Source organism: Agrobacterium sp. 719_389, from assembly GCF_900188475.1.
Taxonomy (GTDB): Bacteria; Pseudomonadota; Alphaproteobacteria; order Rhizobiales; family Rhizobiaceae; genus Agrobacterium; species Agrobacterium radiobacter.
The window spans coordinates 644,780-663,385 of the sequence record NZ_FYEM01000001.1 but is presented as its reverse complement, the minus strand read 5'-3'; the positions used below and the strand labels follow the sequence as shown (position 1 = coordinate 663,385).

The 18,606-nt window shown below is 60.2% G+C and carries 16 protein-coding genes; 2 read left to right on the top strand and 14 right to left on the bottom strand.

All coding sequences use genetic code 11. The features are described 5' to 3' along the window. Window positions 1-23: 23 nt before the first annotated feature. From purQ to bcp, 13 genes are all read right to left on the bottom strand, one after another. Window positions 24-695 carry a phosphoribosylformylglycinamidine synthase subunit PurQ gene (purQ, locus tag CFB10_RS03250; protein WP_020012846.1) on the bottom strand — a complete coding sequence of 224 codons (672 nt, stop codon included), beginning with the start codon at window positions 693-695 and terminating at the stop codon, window positions 24-26. 20 nt (window positions 696-715) lie between these two features. Beyond that, complete coding sequence (gene purS, locus CFB10_RS03245) at window positions 716-958, bottom strand: phosphoribosylformylglycinamidine synthase subunit PurS (protein WP_003507918.1); 243 nt, start codon at window positions 956-958, stop codon at window positions 716-718. A 55-nt stretch (window positions 959-1,013) separates the two neighbouring features. Then, on the bottom strand, window positions 1,014-1,778 hold the full coding sequence (gene purC / locus CFB10_RS03240; RefSeq protein WP_003516002.1) for a phosphoribosylaminoimidazolesuccinocarboxamide synthase: 765 nt from the start codon (window positions 1,776-1,778) through the stop codon (window positions 1,014-1,016). 203 nt (window positions 1,779-1,981) lie between these two features. Continuing rightward, complete coding sequence (locus CFB10_RS03235; RefSeq protein ID WP_020012845.1) at window positions 1,982-2,545, bottom strand: alpha/beta hydrolase; 564 nt, start codon at window positions 2,543-2,545, stop codon at window positions 1,982-1,984. 81 nt (window positions 2,546-2,626) lie between these two features. Next, on the bottom strand, window positions 2,627-3,934 hold the full coding sequence (purB, locus tag CFB10_RS03230; protein ID WP_026364160.1) for an adenylosuccinate lyase: 1,308 nt from the start codon (window positions 3,932-3,934) through the stop codon (window positions 2,627-2,629). A gap of 81 nt (window positions 3,935-4,015) precedes the next feature. Then, window positions 4,016-4,522 carry a hypothetical protein gene (locus CFB10_RS03225; RefSeq protein WP_020012843.1) on the bottom strand — a complete coding sequence of 169 codons (507 nt, stop codon included), beginning with the start codon at window positions 4,520-4,522 and terminating at the stop codon, window positions 4,016-4,018. Between the two features lie 61 nt (window positions 4,523-4,583). Then, window positions 4,584-5,261: a ribulose-phosphate 3-epimerase gene (gene rpe, locus CFB10_RS03220; RefSeq protein WP_003507931.1), complete on the bottom strand. Its 678-nt coding sequence runs from the start codon at window positions 5,259-5,261 to the stop codon at window positions 4,584-4,586. A 131-nt stretch (window positions 5,262-5,392) separates the two neighbouring features. Then, window positions 5,393-6,472 (bottom strand): ABC transporter substrate-binding protein, encoded by a 1,080-nt coding sequence (locus CFB10_RS03215; RefSeq protein ID WP_051091660.1) that lies wholly within the window; start codon window positions 6,470-6,472, stop codon window positions 5,393-5,395. A gap of 875 nt (window positions 6,473-7,347) precedes the next feature. Next, entirely contained in the window at window positions 7,348-7,773 is a 426-nt protein-coding gene (locus tag CFB10_RS03210) for an NUDIX domain-containing protein (RefSeq protein ID WP_020012841.1), read from the bottom strand. An 8-nt stretch (window positions 7,774-7,781) separates the two neighbouring features. Next, window positions 7,782-9,287: a DEAD/DEAH box helicase gene (locus tag CFB10_RS03205; protein ID WP_020012840.1), complete on the bottom strand. Its 1,506-nt coding sequence runs from the start codon at window positions 9,285-9,287 to the stop codon at window positions 7,782-7,784. Window positions 9,288-9,506: 219 nt separating this feature from the next. Continuing rightward, window positions 9,507-10,805 carry a M23 family metallopeptidase gene (locus tag CFB10_RS03200; protein ID WP_020012839.1) on the bottom strand — a complete coding sequence of 433 codons (1,299 nt, stop codon included), beginning with the start codon at window positions 10,803-10,805 and terminating at the stop codon, window positions 9,507-9,509. A 92-nt stretch (window positions 10,806-10,897) separates the two neighbouring features. Continuing rightward, complete coding sequence (locus CFB10_RS03195; protein ID WP_020012838.1) at window positions 10,898-11,722, bottom strand: ferritin-like domain-containing protein; 825 nt, start codon at window positions 11,720-11,722, stop codon at window positions 10,898-10,900. A 14-nt stretch (window positions 11,723-11,736) separates the two neighbouring features. Next, complete coding sequence (gene bcp / locus CFB10_RS03190; protein WP_026364158.1) at window positions 11,737-12,204, bottom strand: thioredoxin-dependent thiol peroxidase; 468 nt, start codon at window positions 12,202-12,204, stop codon at window positions 11,737-11,739. A gap of 233 nt (window positions 12,205-12,437) precedes the next feature. On the opposite strand from bcp, the gene CFB10_RS03185 reads away from it, so the two are divergent. Beyond that, window positions 12,438-15,821, top strand: a complete 3,384-nt coding sequence (locus tag CFB10_RS03185) for a DUF3971 domain-containing protein (protein WP_020012836.1) — start codon at window positions 12,438-12,440, stop codon at window positions 15,819-15,821. Between the two features lie 45 nt (window positions 15,822-15,866). On the opposite strand, the gene tyrS is transcribed toward CFB10_RS03185, so the two are convergent. Further along, window positions 15,867-17,120, bottom strand: coding sequence for a tyrosine--tRNA ligase (tyrS, locus tag CFB10_RS03180; protein ID WP_020012835.1), 1,254 nt, complete (start codon window positions 17,118-17,120; stop codon window positions 15,867-15,869). A 200-nt stretch (window positions 17,121-17,320) separates the two neighbouring features. Here tyrS and CFB10_RS03175 point away from each other — a divergent pair, with 200 nt between their 5' ends. Continuing rightward, entirely contained in the window at window positions 17,321-18,442 is a 1,122-nt protein-coding gene (locus CFB10_RS03175) for an anhydro-N-acetylmuramic acid kinase (RefSeq protein ID WP_020012834.1), read from the top strand. The last annotated feature ends 164 nt before the right edge of the window (window positions 18,443-18,606 follow it).

The following is an 18,606-nucleotide window of genomic DNA, read 5'->3' as shown; positions in this document are numbered from 1 at the left end:
GGGCCTGAAGCCCGCCCGGTCTGTCAGGCCGCGATGACGCCAAGCGCCGAGGCGAAGAGGCCGCGCCCATCATTGCCGCCATGGGCGGCTTCGATCAGGTTTTCCGGATGCGGCATCATGCCGAGAACGTTGCCTTGGGCGTTGATGACGCCGGCAATGTCGTTCAGCGAACCGTTGGGGTTGGTGCCCTCTGCATAACGGAACACCACCTGGCCGTTGCCTTCCAGCGCCTTCAGCTCGTCGGTTTCGACGAAATAGTTGCCGTCGTGGTGGGCGACGGGGCAGCGCAGGATCTGGCCCTTGTCGTAAGCGCGGGTGAAATCGGTGTCGTTATTGGCGACTTCCAGCTTCACTTCACGGCAGACGAATTTCAGCGAGGCGTTGCGCATCAGCGCGCCGGGCAGCATGCCGGCTTCGACCAGAATCTGGAAGCCGTTGCAGACGCCAAGAACCTTGACGCCCTTTTCGGCCTTTTCGCGAATGGCCTGCATGACCGGCATGCGCGCGGCGATGGCGCCGCAACGCAGGTAGTCACCATAGGAGAAGCCGCCCGGTATGACGATCAGGTCGACATCGGGAATATCCGTTTCCGTCTGCCAGATGGTGACGGGCGCGCTTCCGGAGATTTTCGTCAGCGCCGCGATCATGTCGCGGTCGCGGTTGAGGCCGGGAAGTTGGACGACAGCGGATTTCATGGACGGCGGCTCCTGCGGCTTCAGAGGATGGCGATAGCGTAGTTTTCGATGACCGTATTGGCCAGGAGCTTTTCGCACATCGCCTTCAGGTCGGTCTCAGCCTTGGCCTTGTCGGCGCCTTCCAGCTCCAGGTCGAAGACCTTGCCCTGACGGACATGGCCGACGCCACCGAAACCGAGGCTGCCGAGCGCGCCTTCAATTGCCTTGCCCTGCGGATCGAGAACGCCGTTCTTCAGCGTAACAGTCACCCGTGCCTTGATCACCTGATCTTCTCCTGATTTTACCTTGTTAGGCCAATATTACTTCACGAGGCCGATATTACTTTACCAGGACAGGACCGGTGCCGCGGATCGGTTCGTTTTCATTGATGATGCCGAGACGGCGCGCCACTTCGGAATAGGCTTCCACAAGTCCGCCCATATCGCGGCGGAACAGGTCCTTGTCCATCTTTTTCTGGGTCTCGATGTCCCACAGGCGGCAGCTGTCTGGCGAAATCTCGTCGGCGAGGATGATGCGCATCATGTCGCCTTCGAACAGGCGGCCGCATTCGATCTTGAAATCGACGAGCTGGATGCCGACGCCGAGGAAGAGGCCGGACAGGAAGTCGTTGACGCGGATGGCAAGCGCCATGATGTCATCAAGCTCGGCGGGATTGGCCCAGCCAAAGGCCGTGATGTGCTCTTCGGAGACCATCGGGTCTTCCAGCTCATCCGACTTGTAATAGAACTCGATGATGGAACGCGGCAGCACCACACCTTCATCAATGCCGAGACGCTTGGAGAGCGAGCCGGCGGCGACATTGCGCACGACGATCTCAAGCGGGATCATCTCCACTTCCTTGATCAGCTGCTCGCGCATGTTGAGGCGGCGGATGAAGTGGGTGGGAATGCCGATCTTGTTCAGATGCGTGAAGACATATTCGCAGATGCGGTTGTTCAGCACACCCTTGCCGTCGATGACTTCGTGTTTCTTCTTGTTGAAAGCGGTCGCATCGTCCTTGAAGAACTGGATAAGCGTGCCTGGCTCCGGACCTTCGTAGAGGATCTTGGCCTTGCCTTCGTAAATACGGCGGCGACGGTTCATAATTGCAGGTCTCTTGGTTGACGCCGATTCTGGTGGCGTTGCGTTTGGTCTTTGAAGCGGTCCCATAAAGGAAAAGAGTGCATTCTACAATGCGGCTCGCATATTTCCCTTCAATTCTTGTGACAGGCCGGAGAAACCGCGGCACCCGGAAAACAGGCCTCCGGGGCAGATCGAAGGGGCTGCGGCCCGCACGGCCGCCGCCGTCAGGGCTCGACGGCCTTCAGTCGGCTCAGGAACTGGGCGAATACCATGCCACCTTCCGGCCACGGACCATGACCGGACTCGCTGTTGATATGGCCGGACATGCCGGCGTCGATCAGCAGCGAGCCCCAGGCGGCGGCGATGTCATCGGCATGTTCATAGGAGCCGAAAGGATCGTTCCGGCTGGCGATGGTGATCGTCGGGAAAGGCAGCGGATCGCGCGGGTAAGGTCCGAAGGTCATCAGGTGCTTGGGCCGGATATCGGGATTGGCGACATCGGGCGGCGCAACGAACAGCGCGCCGGACACCTTCTTGCCGATTTCCGGCAGGGCATGGATGACGGTCGGCACACCGAGGGAATGGGCGACGAGGACGATGGGCTTGGTGGAGGCATTGACCTCTTCCACCAGCCGGGCGACCCAATCTTCCTTCACGGGTTTGGACCATTCGGCCTGCTCGACGCGGCGGGCGGTGGAAAGCTTGCGCTCCCAGCGGCTCTGCCAGTGGTCGGGGCCGGAATTGGTATAACCGGGGACGATCAGGATATCTGCTTCTGAAACTTTCATGCGCCCATATCTGTGTTGTGATGCCGCCGCGATCAAGGTCGCGGCGGCATTAACTTCAAGGTCTCTTGCTCAGCTCAAGTCTCAGGCGTTGCCGAAGACGCGGTTGAAGATCGTGTCGACATGCTTGGTGTGGTAACCGAGGTCGAACTTCTCGCGGATCACCTCTTCGGGAAGGGCAGCGCGCACTTCCTCGTCGCCCAGCAGTTCCTCAAGGAAGTCGGCGCCCTGTTCCCAGACCTTCATGGCGTTGCGCTGCACGAGACGATAGGCGTCCTCGCGGGAAACGCCGGCCTGCGTCAGCGCCAGAAGAACGCGCTGCGAGTGCACGAGGCCACGGAACTTGTTCATGTTCTTCAGCATGTTGTCCGGGTAGATCACCAGCTTTTCGATGACGCCGGCCAGACGGTTCAGCGCGAAATCCAGCGTGACGGTCGTGTCGGGGCCGATAGCGCGCTCCACGGAGGAGTGGCTGATATCGCGCTCGTGCCAGAGCGCCACGTTTTCCATTGCCGGAACGACCGACATGCGCACCAGCCGGGCAAGGCCGGTCAGGTTTTCGGTCAGAACCGGGTTGCGCTTGTGCGGCATGGCGGACGAACCCTTCTGGCCGGGAGAGAAGAACTCTTCCGCTTCCAAAACCTCGGTGCGTTGCATGTGGCGGATTTCGATGGCGACGTTTTCAATCGACGAGGCGATGACGCCGAGGGTCGCGAAGAACATGGCGTGGCGGTCACGCGGGATGACCTGCGTGGAGACCGGCTCGGGGATGAGGCCGAGCTTTTCGCAGACATGTTCCTCGACGCGCGGATCGATATTGGCGAAGGTGCCGACGGCGCCGGAGATCGCGCCCGTGGCGATTTCGGCGCGGGCATTGACAAGACGCTCGCGGTTGCGGTGCATCTCGGCATAAAAGCGGGCAAAGGTCAGGCCCATGGTGGTGGGCTCGGCATGGATGCCGTGGCTGCGGCCGATGCGCACCGTGTTCTTGTGTTCGAAGGCGCGGGTTTTCAGCGCCGCCAGAACCCGGTCCATATCGGCGAGCAGAAGATCGGCGGCGCGCACGAGCTGGATGTTGAGCGTGGTATCAAGCACGTCCGACGAGGTCATGCCCTGATGCACGAAGCGGCTGTCGGGACCGACAAATTCGGCAAGATGGGTGAGGAAGGCGATGACGTCATGCTTGGTGACGGCTTCGATTTCATCGATGCGGGCGACGTCGAAGGTGGCGCTGCCGCCCTTTTCCCAGATGGTCTGGGCAGCCGACTTGGGGATGACGCCGAGTTCGGCCAGCGCGTCACAGGCATGTGCCTCGATCTCGAACCAGATGCGGAACTTTGTTTCCGGCGACCAGATGGCGACCATTTCCGGCCGGGAGTAACGAGGGATCATGGCAATGACTTTCTTTGTGGAGGAATTTTGCTGCCCGTTTAGCAAAGTGTTCCGGTAATCTCAATCTATCAAGCCACATGCCTATGTTGCTCGTTGCGCACGTCGGCAAAGGAATGCACCCGCAGGCAGGAGCGGAACGGCGGCAAAGGGCAGATATAATCCAAGGCCCAGAACGCAGAACTGGTAAATCGCGCCGAGCGATGTGAAGAGCTGCTGGAAAAACCAGATGCGGGAGAATGCCGGCGCGTGCCATTGCGCATAGAAAATCCGGTACTCAAAAGCGAAGAACGCCGCCGCGACCGCCAGCGTGAAAAAAATGATGGCAAGACAGGCCGCCGCAAAACGCAGCGGCAGGGCGGTGGACGGGGGAACGAAGTGCAACGCGGCCATGGCCAGCAGCCAGCCGAAAAGGCCGCCCGTGAAGAAAAGCGTGATTATGTCGGTGGCGTGGTCGGTTTCCAGCCGGTTCCTGACATAGAGGCCGATGGCGGCGGCCGCGGCTGAGCAGAGGGCCCAGACAAACGCGCCGAGCAGCGTAAACAGCGCTGCCGAAGCCATGTCACGGAAACCCTGCCTGTCGCTTTCCATGAAAATCCCCCAACGCCTTGCTGTGCCGCCCCCGGCCTGTCCCGCATTCAGCGGCGACGGGTTACGTCCGTCCGGCTTCCGCCGCCGCGCGCAGCTGAGCGACGGTCTTGCGGTAGTCGGCGACGCCATCGCCTTTGAAGACGGCCGAGCCGGCTACCAGCGCGTTCGCACCGGCGGCAACGATTGCGCCTGCGGTTTCCGCCGTCACGCCGCCATCCACTTCCAGTTCGATCGGCCGGTCGCCGATCATTGCCTTTGCCGCGCGGATCTTGTCGAGCATGGCCGGAATGAATTTCTGCCCGCCGAAACCGGGATTGACGCTCATGATCAGGACGAGATCGACATCATCAAGCACGTTCTCGATGACCGAAAGCGGTGTGGCGGGGTTGAGCGTCACGCCGGCCTTTCTGCCAAGCCCGCGGATCGTCTGCAGCGAGCGGTGCAGGTGAGGCCCTGCTTCCGCATGTACGGTGATGCTGTCACAGCCAGCCTTGGCGAAGGCTTCGAGATAGGGGTCGACGGGGGCGATCATCAGATGGCAGTCGAAGAACGCCATGCTGTGCGGGCGCAGCGCCTTGATGACATCTGGGCCGAAGGAGATGTTGGGGACGAAGTGGCCATCCATGACATCGAGATGGATCCAGTCCGCGCCGGCTTCCGTGACATCGGCGACTTCCTGTCCGAGCTTGGCGAAATTGGCGGCCAGAATGGAAGGGGCTATGCGGATGGGCAGGGACATGGGGCAAACTCCTCTCGACGCGTTGCGTAAGCTGCCTTTAACATCAAGTATCGGGGTTTGAAACGGCCGGCCGCGCGGTTGCGGGTGGTTTTCAGCCGCGTTTCATCGAATTTCCGTTGCTGCCGCGTTGCCTATTGTCTTTCCGCCTTGTCCGCCGGTTCGAAACGCTGGCCGTTCCAGCGCTGCAGACGATAGGGATTGTCGGAAAGGTCGTGCGACGGGTTGAAGCCGAGATCGCCGATGACGGTCTTGAAGACGGCGCCGCCAGCCAATATTTCCGGCCCGGGTTTCGACTGCGCCTGCACTGCCTCTGCAAGGGCGGCGGTGAGTTCGGCCGCTGCATAAGCGGGCAGGATGTAACCCTCAGGTTCGATGCCCGCGCCCCGCAGTTCGCCGGCGACGGTCTGGGCGGAGGGCAGGGCGTCATAGGCCGGACGCGTGACGGCCAGCACATTCGCGGTCAAGGGAACCGGATTGTTGGCGGCGTTCATGGCGTCGCCGCCCATGATGGTCAAGGGAAGGTTTTCGGATGCGGCATCCCGGGCGATGATGGCGACGTCGTTGCGCTCTGCGCCCACGAAGACATGGGAGATGCCGGTGCGCGCCAGCCGGCGTACAAGCGCAACCTGCTGTTCCTGATTGGGCCGCATCGTATCGGTGAAGGTGGGCTTGAGGCCGTTTTCCTCGAGCGCCGAGCGGATGCGGTCCACCAGTTCGCGGCTATAGATCGTGCCGTCATCCACAAGTCCGATGGAGTGTCCCTTCCAGTCGCGCAGGATGATCTCCGCGATCCTGTCCGATTCGGCCCGGTCTGATGGGGCGAGGCGGAAGAGCGGCCAGCCGTATTTCAGCGCATCTTCCATCAGGATCGGCGCGCGGCTGGAAAGTGTGATCGCGGGAATGGCGGCCGCTTTCAATGGCGGCAGAACGCCCTGAAGCGTTTCCGTGCATAAAAACCCGATCGCGGCGCTGACCTTGGCGGCCACGAGGCCATCGGCAATCGCGCCGCCGCTGCCGTCTTCGCAGCTCTCGTGGATTTCGACGACATCAAGCCCGAGCTTGGCCGCCGCCGCTTTCGCCCCCTGCCGCACCTGCTGGCCCAGAAGCTCGTAAGGACCGTTCTGGGGGGCAACAATGCCAATCGATGCCGCGCTTGCTGAGCCCGCGAAGGCAAAACCGGCGATGATCGTTAGCAGGCGAAGTGAAAGCATGAGGCGATAGAAATCCTGTTGTCCCGGCTTGATGTTTATCGGCAACAACTGGTTTTCCAAAGGAAAAATCGCTGCGGTTTCATCTTAATCGCATATCGCCATCCGCAGGGCGGCGGTTTTGATCGGAAGTTGCCCGATTCGAGGGCTCGTAGCAGTTGGACAACTTTTGATTGTTTGCGTTCGGTGCAATTGCGCGCGACCGGTCTCACGGCGCGGCTGTTCTTGCGGTGAAGTTGTTCCTCCTTTGCGCCGACTGGACGAGGAGGTATTTCGTGTTCCTGCCGTGAGTTGCGTTACTTCATAAATCTATTACATGTGCCGCGTATAAGCACAGTTTAGAAAAGACTGAGCTAGGTTTATGCTTTTCAGAGTGCAGCACAAAAACATGCACATTTTATTATCAATTGCATAATTTATTGATATATATGACGAATATATAATCCTTCCAATTATTCACCGCTTTTACGCCATGTTTTTTTCGCATTTGCGAGAAGATTTGCTTGACGGAAAGTAAATGATTAGCTTAGATGTAACTGTTTCAGGGGACGACTGAAATTGGCTGTAACAGGCCTCGGAAAGTGTTCCGATTATAAGCACTGCCAGACTATATTACATTCTATATTCTATTTTTTTCATTACGTATAAACCGCTTCAGGCAACTGGGGCGGTTTTTTACATGAAGCTAATTTAAGCAATTTAAAATTGAATTCCGAAAGCCTGGCGCAAAGACGTTCTTTCATTTTTGTATTTCTGGAAAAGATATAGCGCGGAGAGGGTAAATCCAACTCCGGCGTATAGATCATATGACTGTGTGAAATTGCCCGTCGAACGCCCTTGCTGCCTGCAAGCGAATTCGGTTGGTCGCTTGTGCGGCCTTATTTCAGGGCGGCCAGGGCGTCCCTGGCAAAGGCGGAGATGGGTTCGGGAAGTTTATCCGGATCGAACCAGCCGATGGCGGAAAGCTTGTCTGGTTCGGTCAATGCCGGCTCACCCTGTGCGTCGCGGGTGACGAAGATCAGTGAAACCCAGTGGTGACCGTCTTGCGTATCGATAAATTCGCTATGGCAGAGAAATTCGACGTCGCCGATCTCAAGGCCGGTTTCTTCTTCGGCCTCGCGGCGTGCTGCGGCGAGGGAAGTTTCAAGGTGATCGACCTTGCCGCCCGGAATACTCCAGTATCCGGCTTCCGGCGCCTTCAGGCGCCGGCATAAAAGTACGCGCTCGTTACGCAATATGACAAGGCCGACACCAACGCCCGGAAAATCGAGGCCGGGCTTGATGGTCGATGTCATATTGTCCATTGCGCTGGTCAAGCCTTGGCGTTGGCCACGATCAGCATGAAGGCGGGAATGTCGTCGCCGAAACCAACCGGTGTCGGGCCATCGTCATGGTCGCGATAATGGCGGCGGCGGTCGCGGTTGTCGTCGTTGGCGTGCGGCTGGTTGCGGCTGTTGCGCTCGGAATTGCGCGGGGTCTTTTCCGGTCTGCGTTCTGCCTTCACCTTGTCTTCTCCGTGAGCCGCAACGTCCGTATCCACAGCGGACTGTGCATCCTGATTGATGTTTTCGACCGGCGATGCGGGTGCATCGCGACGGTTCCTGTCGCGACCTCTGCCGCCACGTTCCTTGGGCCCCCGGCGGCTGGAATTGCTCTCGAAGCTTTCCATGGGTGCGGGGAGTGCGGACAGGTCACCGCTCAGCCACTCGATCTTCTCGGCGATCAGCTTTTCGATCGCGTCGAGATATTTCGCATCGCTCTTGGTGACGAGGGTGAAGGCCTTGCCCGAACGGCCCGCACGACCGGTACGGCCGATGCGGTGGACATAGTCTTCGGCATGAATGGGAACGTCGAAGTTAAAGACGTGGCTGACATCGGGAATATCCAGCCCGCGTGCTGCGACGTCGGAAGCGACCAGCAGCGAGAGGTTTCCGTCGCGGAAGTTTTGCAGCATCGTGGTGCGCGAACGCTGGTCCATGTCGCCATGCAGGGCGCCCACGGAAAAACCGTGGCGGTCAAGCGAGCGGAACAGGTCGGCCACATCCTTCTTGCGGTTGCAGAAGATGATCGCGTTCTTGAGTTCGGCTTCCTCGGCGCGGACGAGATCACGCAATACGGCGCGCTTCTCATAGTCCTTGTTGTGCGCGGCGACGATGCGCTGCGTCACGGTCTTTGCCGTGGAAGATGGCTTGGCGACTTCGATGCGGGTCGGGTTCTGAAGGAACCGGTCAGCCAGCTTCTGAATTTCCGGCGGCATGGTGGCCGAGAAGAACAGCGTCTGCCGGGTGAAGGGGATCATCTTGGCGATACGTTCGATATCGGGAATGAAGCCCATGTCGAGCATGCGGTCGGCTTCGTCGATGACGAGAATTTCAACGCCGGTCATCAGGAGCTTGCCGCGCTCGCAATGGTCGAGAAGGCGGCCGGGCGTGCAGATCAGCACATCGGCGCCGCGCTCCAGCTTGCGGTCCTGGTCTTCGAAGGAAACACCGCCGATGAGGAGGGCGACGTTCAGCTTGTGATTCTTGCCGTATTTCTCGAAGTTCTCCGCCACCTGTGCTGCAAGCTCGCGGGTCGGCTCGAGGATCAGGGTGCGCGGCATTCTGGCGCGCGCACGGCCCTTTTCGAGCAACGTCAGCATCGGCAGAACGAAGGACGCGGTTTTGCCCGTGCCTGTCTGTGCGATACCGCAGATATCACGCTTTTCCAGCGCCGGCGGAATGGCGCCAGCCTGAATGGGTGTCGGCGTCGTGTAGCCGGCATCTGCAATAGCGGAAAGAACTTTTTGGCTCAGGCCAAGATCAGAGAATGTTGTCAAAGGAAGAACTTTTTCCGTTCTGGTTCGGTAAGAACACCTGCGTGCCGCTGCGGCACTTGCAAAGACTTGGCGCGGGGATATGCCCAAATTGCCGGAAAGTCAAGGAAACAACGGGGAAAGCGCGCGAAACAGCGGGGTTCGGGCGGGGCTTCTGGGCCTTTGGTGCAGATTTCAGCGATTTATCGTAAAAAGCGCAAAAAAAGCATTAAAATCGTGCTGCTATTTTAAATAGGTTTTGAGTTCCGTTCCAGCGATCAGGAACCGCATGGGATCAACAGGCGTGTCGTTGCGGCGCACCTCGTAATGCACATGTGGACCGGTGGAGCGGCCGGTGCTGCCGGCGCGACCGATGACGTCGCCTGCTTCGACCTTGTCGCCGGCTCTCACCAGAATGGCGGAGAGATGGCCGAATCGCGTCGAGACGCCCTGGCCGTGATCGATCTCGACCATATTGCCGTAGCCGCCTGAGTTTTCCGCCACCGTCACCTTGCCCGCGCCGGTGGATTTGACGTCAGCACCGGTCTCGGCGCGAAAATCGATGCCGGTGTGCAGGGCCGGCCGGCCGAGAAACGGATCCATCCGGTTGCCGAATCGGCTGGTAATCGCCCGGCCGGGAGCAGGGTTGCCGAAGGGCAGGGCGGTTGCGGTTTCCTTGACGATGTCGAGCCTGTTCAGGGCATTGTCGAGATTGGTAAGCGACAGGTTGAAGGGATCGCCTTCACCGCGCTCGGGATCGGCATAGGGGCCGCCTACGTCGTCGTTGCCATTCTCCTCGATTTTCAGGCCGGCCTGCCGGATGATATCCTGCATCGCATTCGCCTTGTCCTCGGCGTCGCTGGTCAGTCGGGCTATGCGCGATATCTGCTGGCGCTCTATATCCTTCAGCGACAGTGTCACCTTGGAGAACACCCGATCGGCCCGGTCGGACGGTGTTTCGCCGGCTTCGGGTACATAGGCGGCGCGTCTGTCTGATGTGGCGGGCTTTTCCGTCTGTGGCCTGCGTGGCGCCATCAGCTTTTCAATGGCCGAAAGGCCGCCGGAAAGGTCAGCGCGTTTTTCCGGCGCCATGGCGTTCGAAAGAGACGAGGGCGCGGCCGGGGAGGCGGCGATGCCGGAATTTTCGGCGCGCTCCAGCAATTCACTCATGCGGCCGTGTCGCGAGGTCAGCGCCGCCTGCTGTTCCAGCAGCTTTTCCACTTTCTTTTCAACGACCTGCTGATCGAGCAGCTGCCGGGACGTGACGCGGTCCACCTGGGCCCTCAGCGCCGCGATGCGGTCTTCATAGTCGTTCTGCATGCGGGTCTGGCGCGCCATGGTCGCGCCGATCAGGTCGTCACGCAAGATGAGATAGCTTGTGGCGCCGAGATAGCCGAGTGAAAACAGGCCTATCGTGCAGCCGGCAAGCGCCGCCATCCACGGCCGGATGGTCATGTGCCGCACCCTGTCGCCGCGCGCGAGAATGAGCACGTGGGGCTCACGCTTTTTGCCGAATACCCGGTTTTCCGCCGTATCAGTCACAATCTCTCTCCGGACTGGCCGATTTCTTAAGGGAAATCATAATTCGTTAAGGTTAACGAAGTTTTGCAGGAGAGGTCTTTTAGCCTTGTCAGCTATTGGCTGACGGATGTGAGCGCGCGGTAAAAGGAAGGTGTCAGGCCGGCTTCGGCCCGGGCAAGGTCGTTGAAGGGCGGTTTCAGCGGACCGCGGAAATTGGCGCGCACCAGTTGCCTGAAGGTTGCGGCCGGGTCCTTCTTCTCCCGCGCGCACAGGAACCGGAACCATTTCGCGCCGATGGCGACATGGCCCTTTTCATCATTATAGATGATGTCGAGAACGGCGGCGCTTTCGAGGTCGCCGGTTTCTCGCATCCTGGCCTGCAGGGCAGGGGTAACGTCCAGCCCGCGCGCTTCCAGGATGAGCGGCACGACCGCCAGCCGCGCGGTGAGATCGTTGCGTGTGGAGTGGGCGGCCTGCCAGAGCCCGTCATGGGCCGGCAGATCGCCATAGTCGGCGCCGAGGCTTCTCAGGCGGTCGCGCACCAGCCGGAAATGTTTGGCCTCTTCGAAGGCGACCTGCATCCAACCGTCGAAAAAGGAATGCGGCACCGGTTCGCTGGCGTAACGCGCGACGATATCGAGCGCGAGATCGACGGCGTTAAGTTCGATATGGGCGATGGCATGCAGCAGCGCGATCCGTCCCCTGACGCTGTGGAGCGAGCGGCGTTCCACAGCGGTTGGCGGCACGAGTTCCGGCTTCTCGGGCCTGCCCGGACGTTCGGGCAGCGGCGCGTCGAGCGGGGAGCGCAGCGACAGGCGGCGCGCAAACCAGCGTGTCGCCGTTTCCTGCGCAAGCGCGGTTTTTCTGTCGAGATCGGCGCTCGCGATCGCATCCGTCGCGCCGCCTCGGAGCGAAATGATCTTGAACGGGGGCGTCACGACGGGTTGGTCCCTCAGAGCTTCTTCACGGCCTCAAGAACGGCCTGCGCGTGACCCGCGACCTTCACCTTGTTCCAGACTTCCGCGATTTTTCCATCGGGTGCGACGAGGAAGGTGGTGCGTTCGACACCCATGTATTTTTTGCCATACATGCTTTTTTCCTTCCAGACGCCATAGGCTTCCACAACCTTCTTCTCCTCATCGGAGGCCAGCATGACGGAGAGAGCGTGTTTTGCCGCGAATTTGTCGTGACTTTTGACGCTGTCGGGCGAAATGCCGATGACGACGGCGTTGGCTGCCTCGAATTCGCCGCCCAGCGCGCTGAAGTCGATGGCTTCGGCGGTGCAGCCTGATGTGTCGTCCTTCGGGTAGAAATAGAGGATGACGGCCTTGCCTTGCAGTTTGGACAATGTCACCGTCCCTTCACCGTTACGGGGCAAAGTAAAATCGGGAGCGGTGCCGCCAATCGTCAAGTCTGTCATAATCTACCTTTCTTTCGCCGGGATGTTGAGTGAAAGTCGCCACATTCGATATATAGCGAAACCGCGCGTCGTCCAGATCACGATTGAGATTTGAGGTCGAAACGATCTTAAATCTCAATCGTGATCTGGACTAAAGAATTAGAGCGGGATTCCAGACGCAAACCGCTTATACTTTTCGCCATCCGCTCCGGTGTTGCGGCGAAACAAAGCTATTCAAGGGCAAACAAGGGCGTATGGCTGAAGTCAGGGGTGAAAAGGTCAAGTTCGGCAAGCGTGATATCATTGCGCTGCATGATCTTCCTTCGGCGCAGGCCGAAGATCCCATCATCGTTCATTGCCCTGCGCCGCGCTCCATGGTGCGGGCCTTCGTCAAGATTTTCGCGGCGCTTTTCGTGCTGGCCTTCCTCTCCATCGGCGGCATCATTCTTTCGGTCGAGACCGGATCGATCGATGCGACGCTTTCCAGCCAGGCGCAGCAGGCGCTGGAAAAGGCGCTCGGTCCACACTACAGCGCGCGGATCGGTTCTTCGGCGATCAGGTTTTCCACCGGGCTGCGCCTTGCGCTGGTGGCCGAGGACGTGGATATCGTCGAGAAGGAATCCGGCCAGCATCTGAGCCGGGCGCGGGCGATCGGCATGGCGCTCGATCCGCTTGCGCTTCTGACCGGCCGTGTCTCGGTGCAAAGCCTCGAAGCTGACGGGATGGAGCTCGATACCGCGCTTTTGCCCAAGGGTAACGGGTTCGATCTTACCAGCATCAAGCTCGACGCCGTGCCGCAGCAATTGCAGGACGCCTTCGGACAGCTCGACAAGCTCGCCCAGGCTTTCCTGAGCAGCGGAACCGAGGAGATCGATATCTCCAGCGTTTCGGTTCACCTGCCGCCCGGCGAGCTCGGCAAGCCGCGCACCATAGAAGTGCGCGAATTGTCGCTGACGCCGGATCAGCAGGGCGGCTATTCGCTTGATGGCGAAACGCTGTTTAACGGTGAAATTGCCAGCGTGTCGCTCAAGACCTCCGGCGCGGGCGGTGTGATCAGCGGCTTCGAGGCCCGCATCGACGGTTTCGATATCGGCCCGTTCCTGGAAAAATACGATCCCGACGGCAATCTTCATGAGGGCCTGAACGTCAAGACCGGCGTCAACATTGTCGCCCGGCGGGCCACGCAGGGGCAGGAGCCGCGCCTGGACGTTTCCCTCGGCATGGGCAACGGTACGCTTCGGATTGGCGGCGAAGCCCAGACCTTCACGGCAGGCACCGTCAATGCGCATTATGACTTTGCAAAAAGCACCCTCGTCATCGACAATTCGCGGCTGGAGCTCGGCCGGACCATTATTCCGGTCGCCGGTGAAATCAGCGATACGGAAGACGGCTTCGGTCTTTCGTTGCGGATCGACAATGGCGTTGCTTCGTCCGAAGCTTCGGGGGAGGCCCCTGTTCCTTTCAGCCTGAAGGCGGACGGGCATTTCACGGCGGCGACGAAACAGCTTGATGTTCCCGCGCTTTATGTCTCGGGCCCGCTCGGAGACATGGCGGGATCGCTGAAAATCCGGTTCGGCCAGGGGTCGCCGGAAATCAGTTTCGGCGGACAGATTCCGAAGATGGAGGCCACGGCGGTCAAGCAGCTCTGGCCGTTCTGGATGGCGCACAAGCCGCGCGACTGGGTCGTGTCCAATCTTTACGGCGGCACCGTCACCAATGGCTCAATCGCGATCTTCATCCCGCAGGGACGGATGTGCGGCCCCGGCTGCCCTCTGGTGCTGGGCGAAAGCGAAATGCAGATCCGTTTCGACATCGATGACACGCGCCTCAATACCACCGGCGACATTCCACCCTTGCGCGATGTGGACGCGCATTTTGACCTTGTCGGCGGCAAGATGGCCGTCGACATCAAGCAGGGCACAACCTATTTCCCGTCGAACCGGTCGCTTGCGCTGGAGAACAGCCGCTTTCTCATTTCCGCCGTTTACGACAAGCCGTTACTCGGAAATCTCGAGTTGAACGTTTCAGGTTCGGCCGATGCCGTGGCCGAGCTTGCGACACTCAAACCCATCAATGCGCTCAAGGACACGCAGTTCAAACCGGAAGATTTCACCGGCGATGTCAAAGCCCACGCGAATCTCACCGTTGGCCTGCTTTCCAGCCACAACCCGCCGCCGCCGGTCTGGACGGCCGATCTCGACCTGAAGAACCTGTCGCTGACGAAGCCCTTCGCCGGCCACAAGGTGACCGCTGTCGACGGCTTCATGACGTTGGACGACCGCCAGCTCAAACTGGAGGGCAAGGGCCGCGTGGACGACGTGCCGATGGACATCGTGATGACGGAGCCGGTGCGCAAGAAGAGCGATATCGCGCCGACACTGTCGTTGAAGGCAACCCTCAATGAGACGCAGGTCGCCAAGCTCGCCCCTGAACTGTCCACGGTCCTCGGCGGCACGACGGCGATTGAAATCGACGGCGCTGACCCCAAACGCCAGGACATCCGGCTTGATCTGACCAAGGCGTCGATCATTCTGCCCGGGCTCGGTTGGAGCAAGGGTATCGGCATTCCCGCCAATGCCACCTTGACCATGGAAGTGGCTGATGGGCGCACGACGATCAGCGACTTCTCACTCGATGGCGACGGTTTCGGCGCTGCCGGCGATATCGCCTTCAGCAAGAACGGGCTGATTTCCGCCGATCTCAGCCGCGTGCAACTCTCGCCCTCCGACAATTACGCCGTTTCGGTCGCCGCGTCGAAGAACGGCTATATCATCAATGCATCGGGCAAATCCGCCGATCTCAGGCCCTTCATTTCGAAGCTGCGCAGCCCCTCCAGCGGCAGCGATGGCGCGTCCCGTTCGCAGCCCACACTTTCCGTCAAGGCGCAGTTCGACAAGGTTTACGGTTTCAACGACGAAATCCTCGGCAATGTCAGCGCCGATGTCAGCGTGCGGGACGGCAAGGTACGCTCGGTTGATTTCCGCGGTGTCACCGGCAACGGCCAGGCGGTCGTCGCCCAGACCACCAATCGCGGGGCGACGGGAACCGTAACGCTGACCAGCAGCGATGCGGGTTCGCTCGCCCGTTTTGCCAATATCTACAGCCGCATCCGCGGCGGCCTGCTCAATCTTGCGCTGACGACGTCCAATGGCAACGACTGGAGCGGCTCGCTCGACCTGCGCAATTTTGCCGTCGTCAACGAAGCCAAGCTGCAGGACATCGTCGCCACACCGACGGGTGAGGACGGCAGGAGCCTCAACAATGCGGTGCGCCGCAATATCGATGTCAGTTCGGAAAAATTCCAGCGCGGTTTTGCCCGCCTCGTTTATGTCAATGGTTCGGTGGCGGTGGAAAACGGCGTCGTGCGCGGTGAACAGATCGGCGCGACATTCCAGGGGCTCTTGAAGGACCAGAGCGGCCGCATGGACATGACTGGCACCTTCATGCCTGCCTATGGTCTGAACCGGCTGTTCGGGGAACTGCCTTTCATCGGCATCTTCCTTGGCAATGGCCGCGACCGGGGTCTGCTCGGCATTACCTTCAAGCTGTCAGGCCAGACGGACCAGCCGAAGCTGACGATTAATCCGCTGTCGCTCATCGCGCCCGGCGTCTTCCGGCAAATCTTCGAGTTCCAATAAAAAGGGCCGCTTTCGCGGCCCTCAATAACAGCTTTGGTGCGGGTGTTACGCCGGGCGAACCAGAACGTGCTTCTTCTTGCCGACCGAGAGCTTGATGACGCCGTCACCGGTCACTTCGCCGGAACCAACGCTCTGACGCTCATCGGAAACGCCGATGTCGTTGATCTTAACCGCACCGCCCTGAACATGGCGGCGGGCCTCACCATTCGAACCGGCGAGACCGGCGCGCACGATGAGCGAGAGAACGCCGACGCCGGCTTCGAGTTCGGATGCCGGAACCTCGATGGAGGGCAGGTTTTCAGCCAACGCGCCTTCCTCAAAGGTCTTGCGTGCGGTTTCGGCAGCTTCTTCCGCAGCGGCGCGGCCATGCAGGATCGCCGTTACTTCGGTCGCGAGGATTTTCTTCGCCTCGTTGATCTCCGATCCGCCAAGCGCGGCGATACGGGCGATCTCATCCATCGGAAGCGTGGTGAAGAGCTTCGCGAAGCGAACGACATCCGCATCTTCCGTGTTGCGCCAGTACTGCCAGAAATCATAGACCGGTAGCAGGTCCTTATTCAGCCATACGGCGCCCGACGCCGACTTGCCCATCTTTGCACCCGAGGAAGTGGTCAGAAGCGGCGAGGTCAGCGCGTAGAGTTGCGGTGTCCCCATGCGGTGACCGAGGTCGATGCCGTTGATGATGTTGCCCCACTGGTCGGAACCGCCCATCTGCAGGCGGCAGCCTGTGCGCTGGTTCAGCTCCACGAAGTCGTAGGCCTGCAGGATCATGTAGTTGAATTCGAGGAAGGACAGCGACTGCTCGCGGTCGAGACGCGTCTTCACGCTGTCGAAGGACAGCATGCGGTTGACCGAGAAATGGCGGCCGACATCGCGCAGGAATTCGAGGTAGTTGAGACCACGCAGCCAGTCGGCATTGTTGATCATCAGCGCCGGATTGCTGGCGCGATCGTAATCGAGGTAGTTGGCGAAGACGTGCTTGAGCGAGGTTATGTTATCCTCGATCATGTCGATCGTCATCAACTTGCGGGCCTCTTCCTTGAAGGAGGGATCGCCGACCATGCCGGTGCCGCCGCCCATCAGGGAAATCGGCTGGTGGCCGGTCTTCTGCATCCAGTGCAGCATCATGATCTGGGTGAGGTGGCCGACATGCAAACTCGAAGCCGTCGGGTCATAGCCGATATAGGCGGTCACGGTTTCCTTGGCGAACAGTTCGTCGAGACCTGCCTCATCGGAGATCTGGTGAATGAAGCCGCGCTCATCGAGCGTGCGGAGGAAATCGGACTTGAACCTGGACATAACCTTTTACTTTCTGGTTTGATCTTTGCCGTCGCTGGAGCGCCGCACGTCCTTTCGGACGCGCAAAGGACGCTCCACAATGCCGTAAGCAGCCAATGAACGACGCGGCTTTATCATTGTTTTTTGAAATGTGCACCCGTTTCGGCCATGAATAACGGCGATTCACGTCATCATGATTCGATATTGAAAGGGAGCGGCGCGTGGGCGAGGTCAAAACGGCGATCGGGCTGATGAGCGGGACATCGATGGACGGCATCGATATCGCCCTCTTGCACACGGATGGCGAAAGCGTGGTCCGGCACGGGCCGAGCGGTTATTTTCCTTACGATCCGGGCCTGCGCGCCATCTGGCAGAAGTCACTGGTTACCGCCAAAGCCATTCGCGAACGGCGCGAACGCCCCGGCGATCTGGGTGAGGCCGAGCGCAAGCTGACGCTTGCCCATGCGGCGGCGGTCAAATCCTTTCTCCATCGTCACCGGCTCCAGCCCGTCGATATCGATGTGATCGGTTTTCATGGCCAGACGGTGCTGCACCGGCCGGATGAGGCGCTGACCGTGCAGATCGGCGACGGCGCACTGCTGGCCGAGGAAATCGGTATCGATGTGGTTTACGATATGCGCGCCAACGACATGGTGCATGGCGGGCAGGGTGCGCCGCTGATCCCGGCCTATCACATGGCTCTTTCCGCCAACCTGCCTGATGGGTTCGAAACGCCGGCCGTCTTCGTCAATATCGGCGGTATCTCCAATCTGACCTATATTGGCGAGGGCGGGCGGCTTGCGGCGTTCGACAGCGGGCCGGGCAATATGCTGATCGACCAGTGGATAGAGGCGCATACCGGCAAAGCTTTCGACAAGGGCGGCAGGACGGCGGCGGGCGGCACCGTCGTTGCCTCGCTTGTGAAGCGCTACATGGAAAGCCCGTTCTTCTCGGCCAATATCCGCCGCTCGCTTGACCGCAGCGATTTCGTTCCGCCGCAAAAGGGGGAGATTTCGCTGGCGGACGGTGCGCGCACGCTATCGCATCTGACAGGTGCCGCGATCCTCAAATCGGCGAGCTATCTGCCGGAAGCGGCGAAAACCTATGTCGTCTGTGGTGGTGGGCGGCTCAATCCGGTGATCATGGAGGAGTTTGCGAGCCTTGCCGCGAAGGTGGGCGCGCGGGTAATTGCGGCGGAGGAGGCGGGGTTCGATGGCGGTGCAATGGAGGCGGAGGCCTGGGCCTATCTGGCCGTGCGATCGCTTAAAGGTCTGCCGCTGACCTATCCCGGCACGACGGGGGTGAAGGAGCCGGTGACGGGTGGGGTTTTGGCGAGGGTTTAGTAGAAGACGGCGGTTGTGGCTTACCCCCCTCTGCCCTGCCGGGCATCTCCCCCTCAAGGGGGGAGAACGAATCGGGGCGACCTCCCGGTCATCTTTAACGCAGAGGCTTAGGCGAGGAGCAGGCGTCTAGCTGATCTCCCCCCTTGAGGGGGAGATGCCCGGCA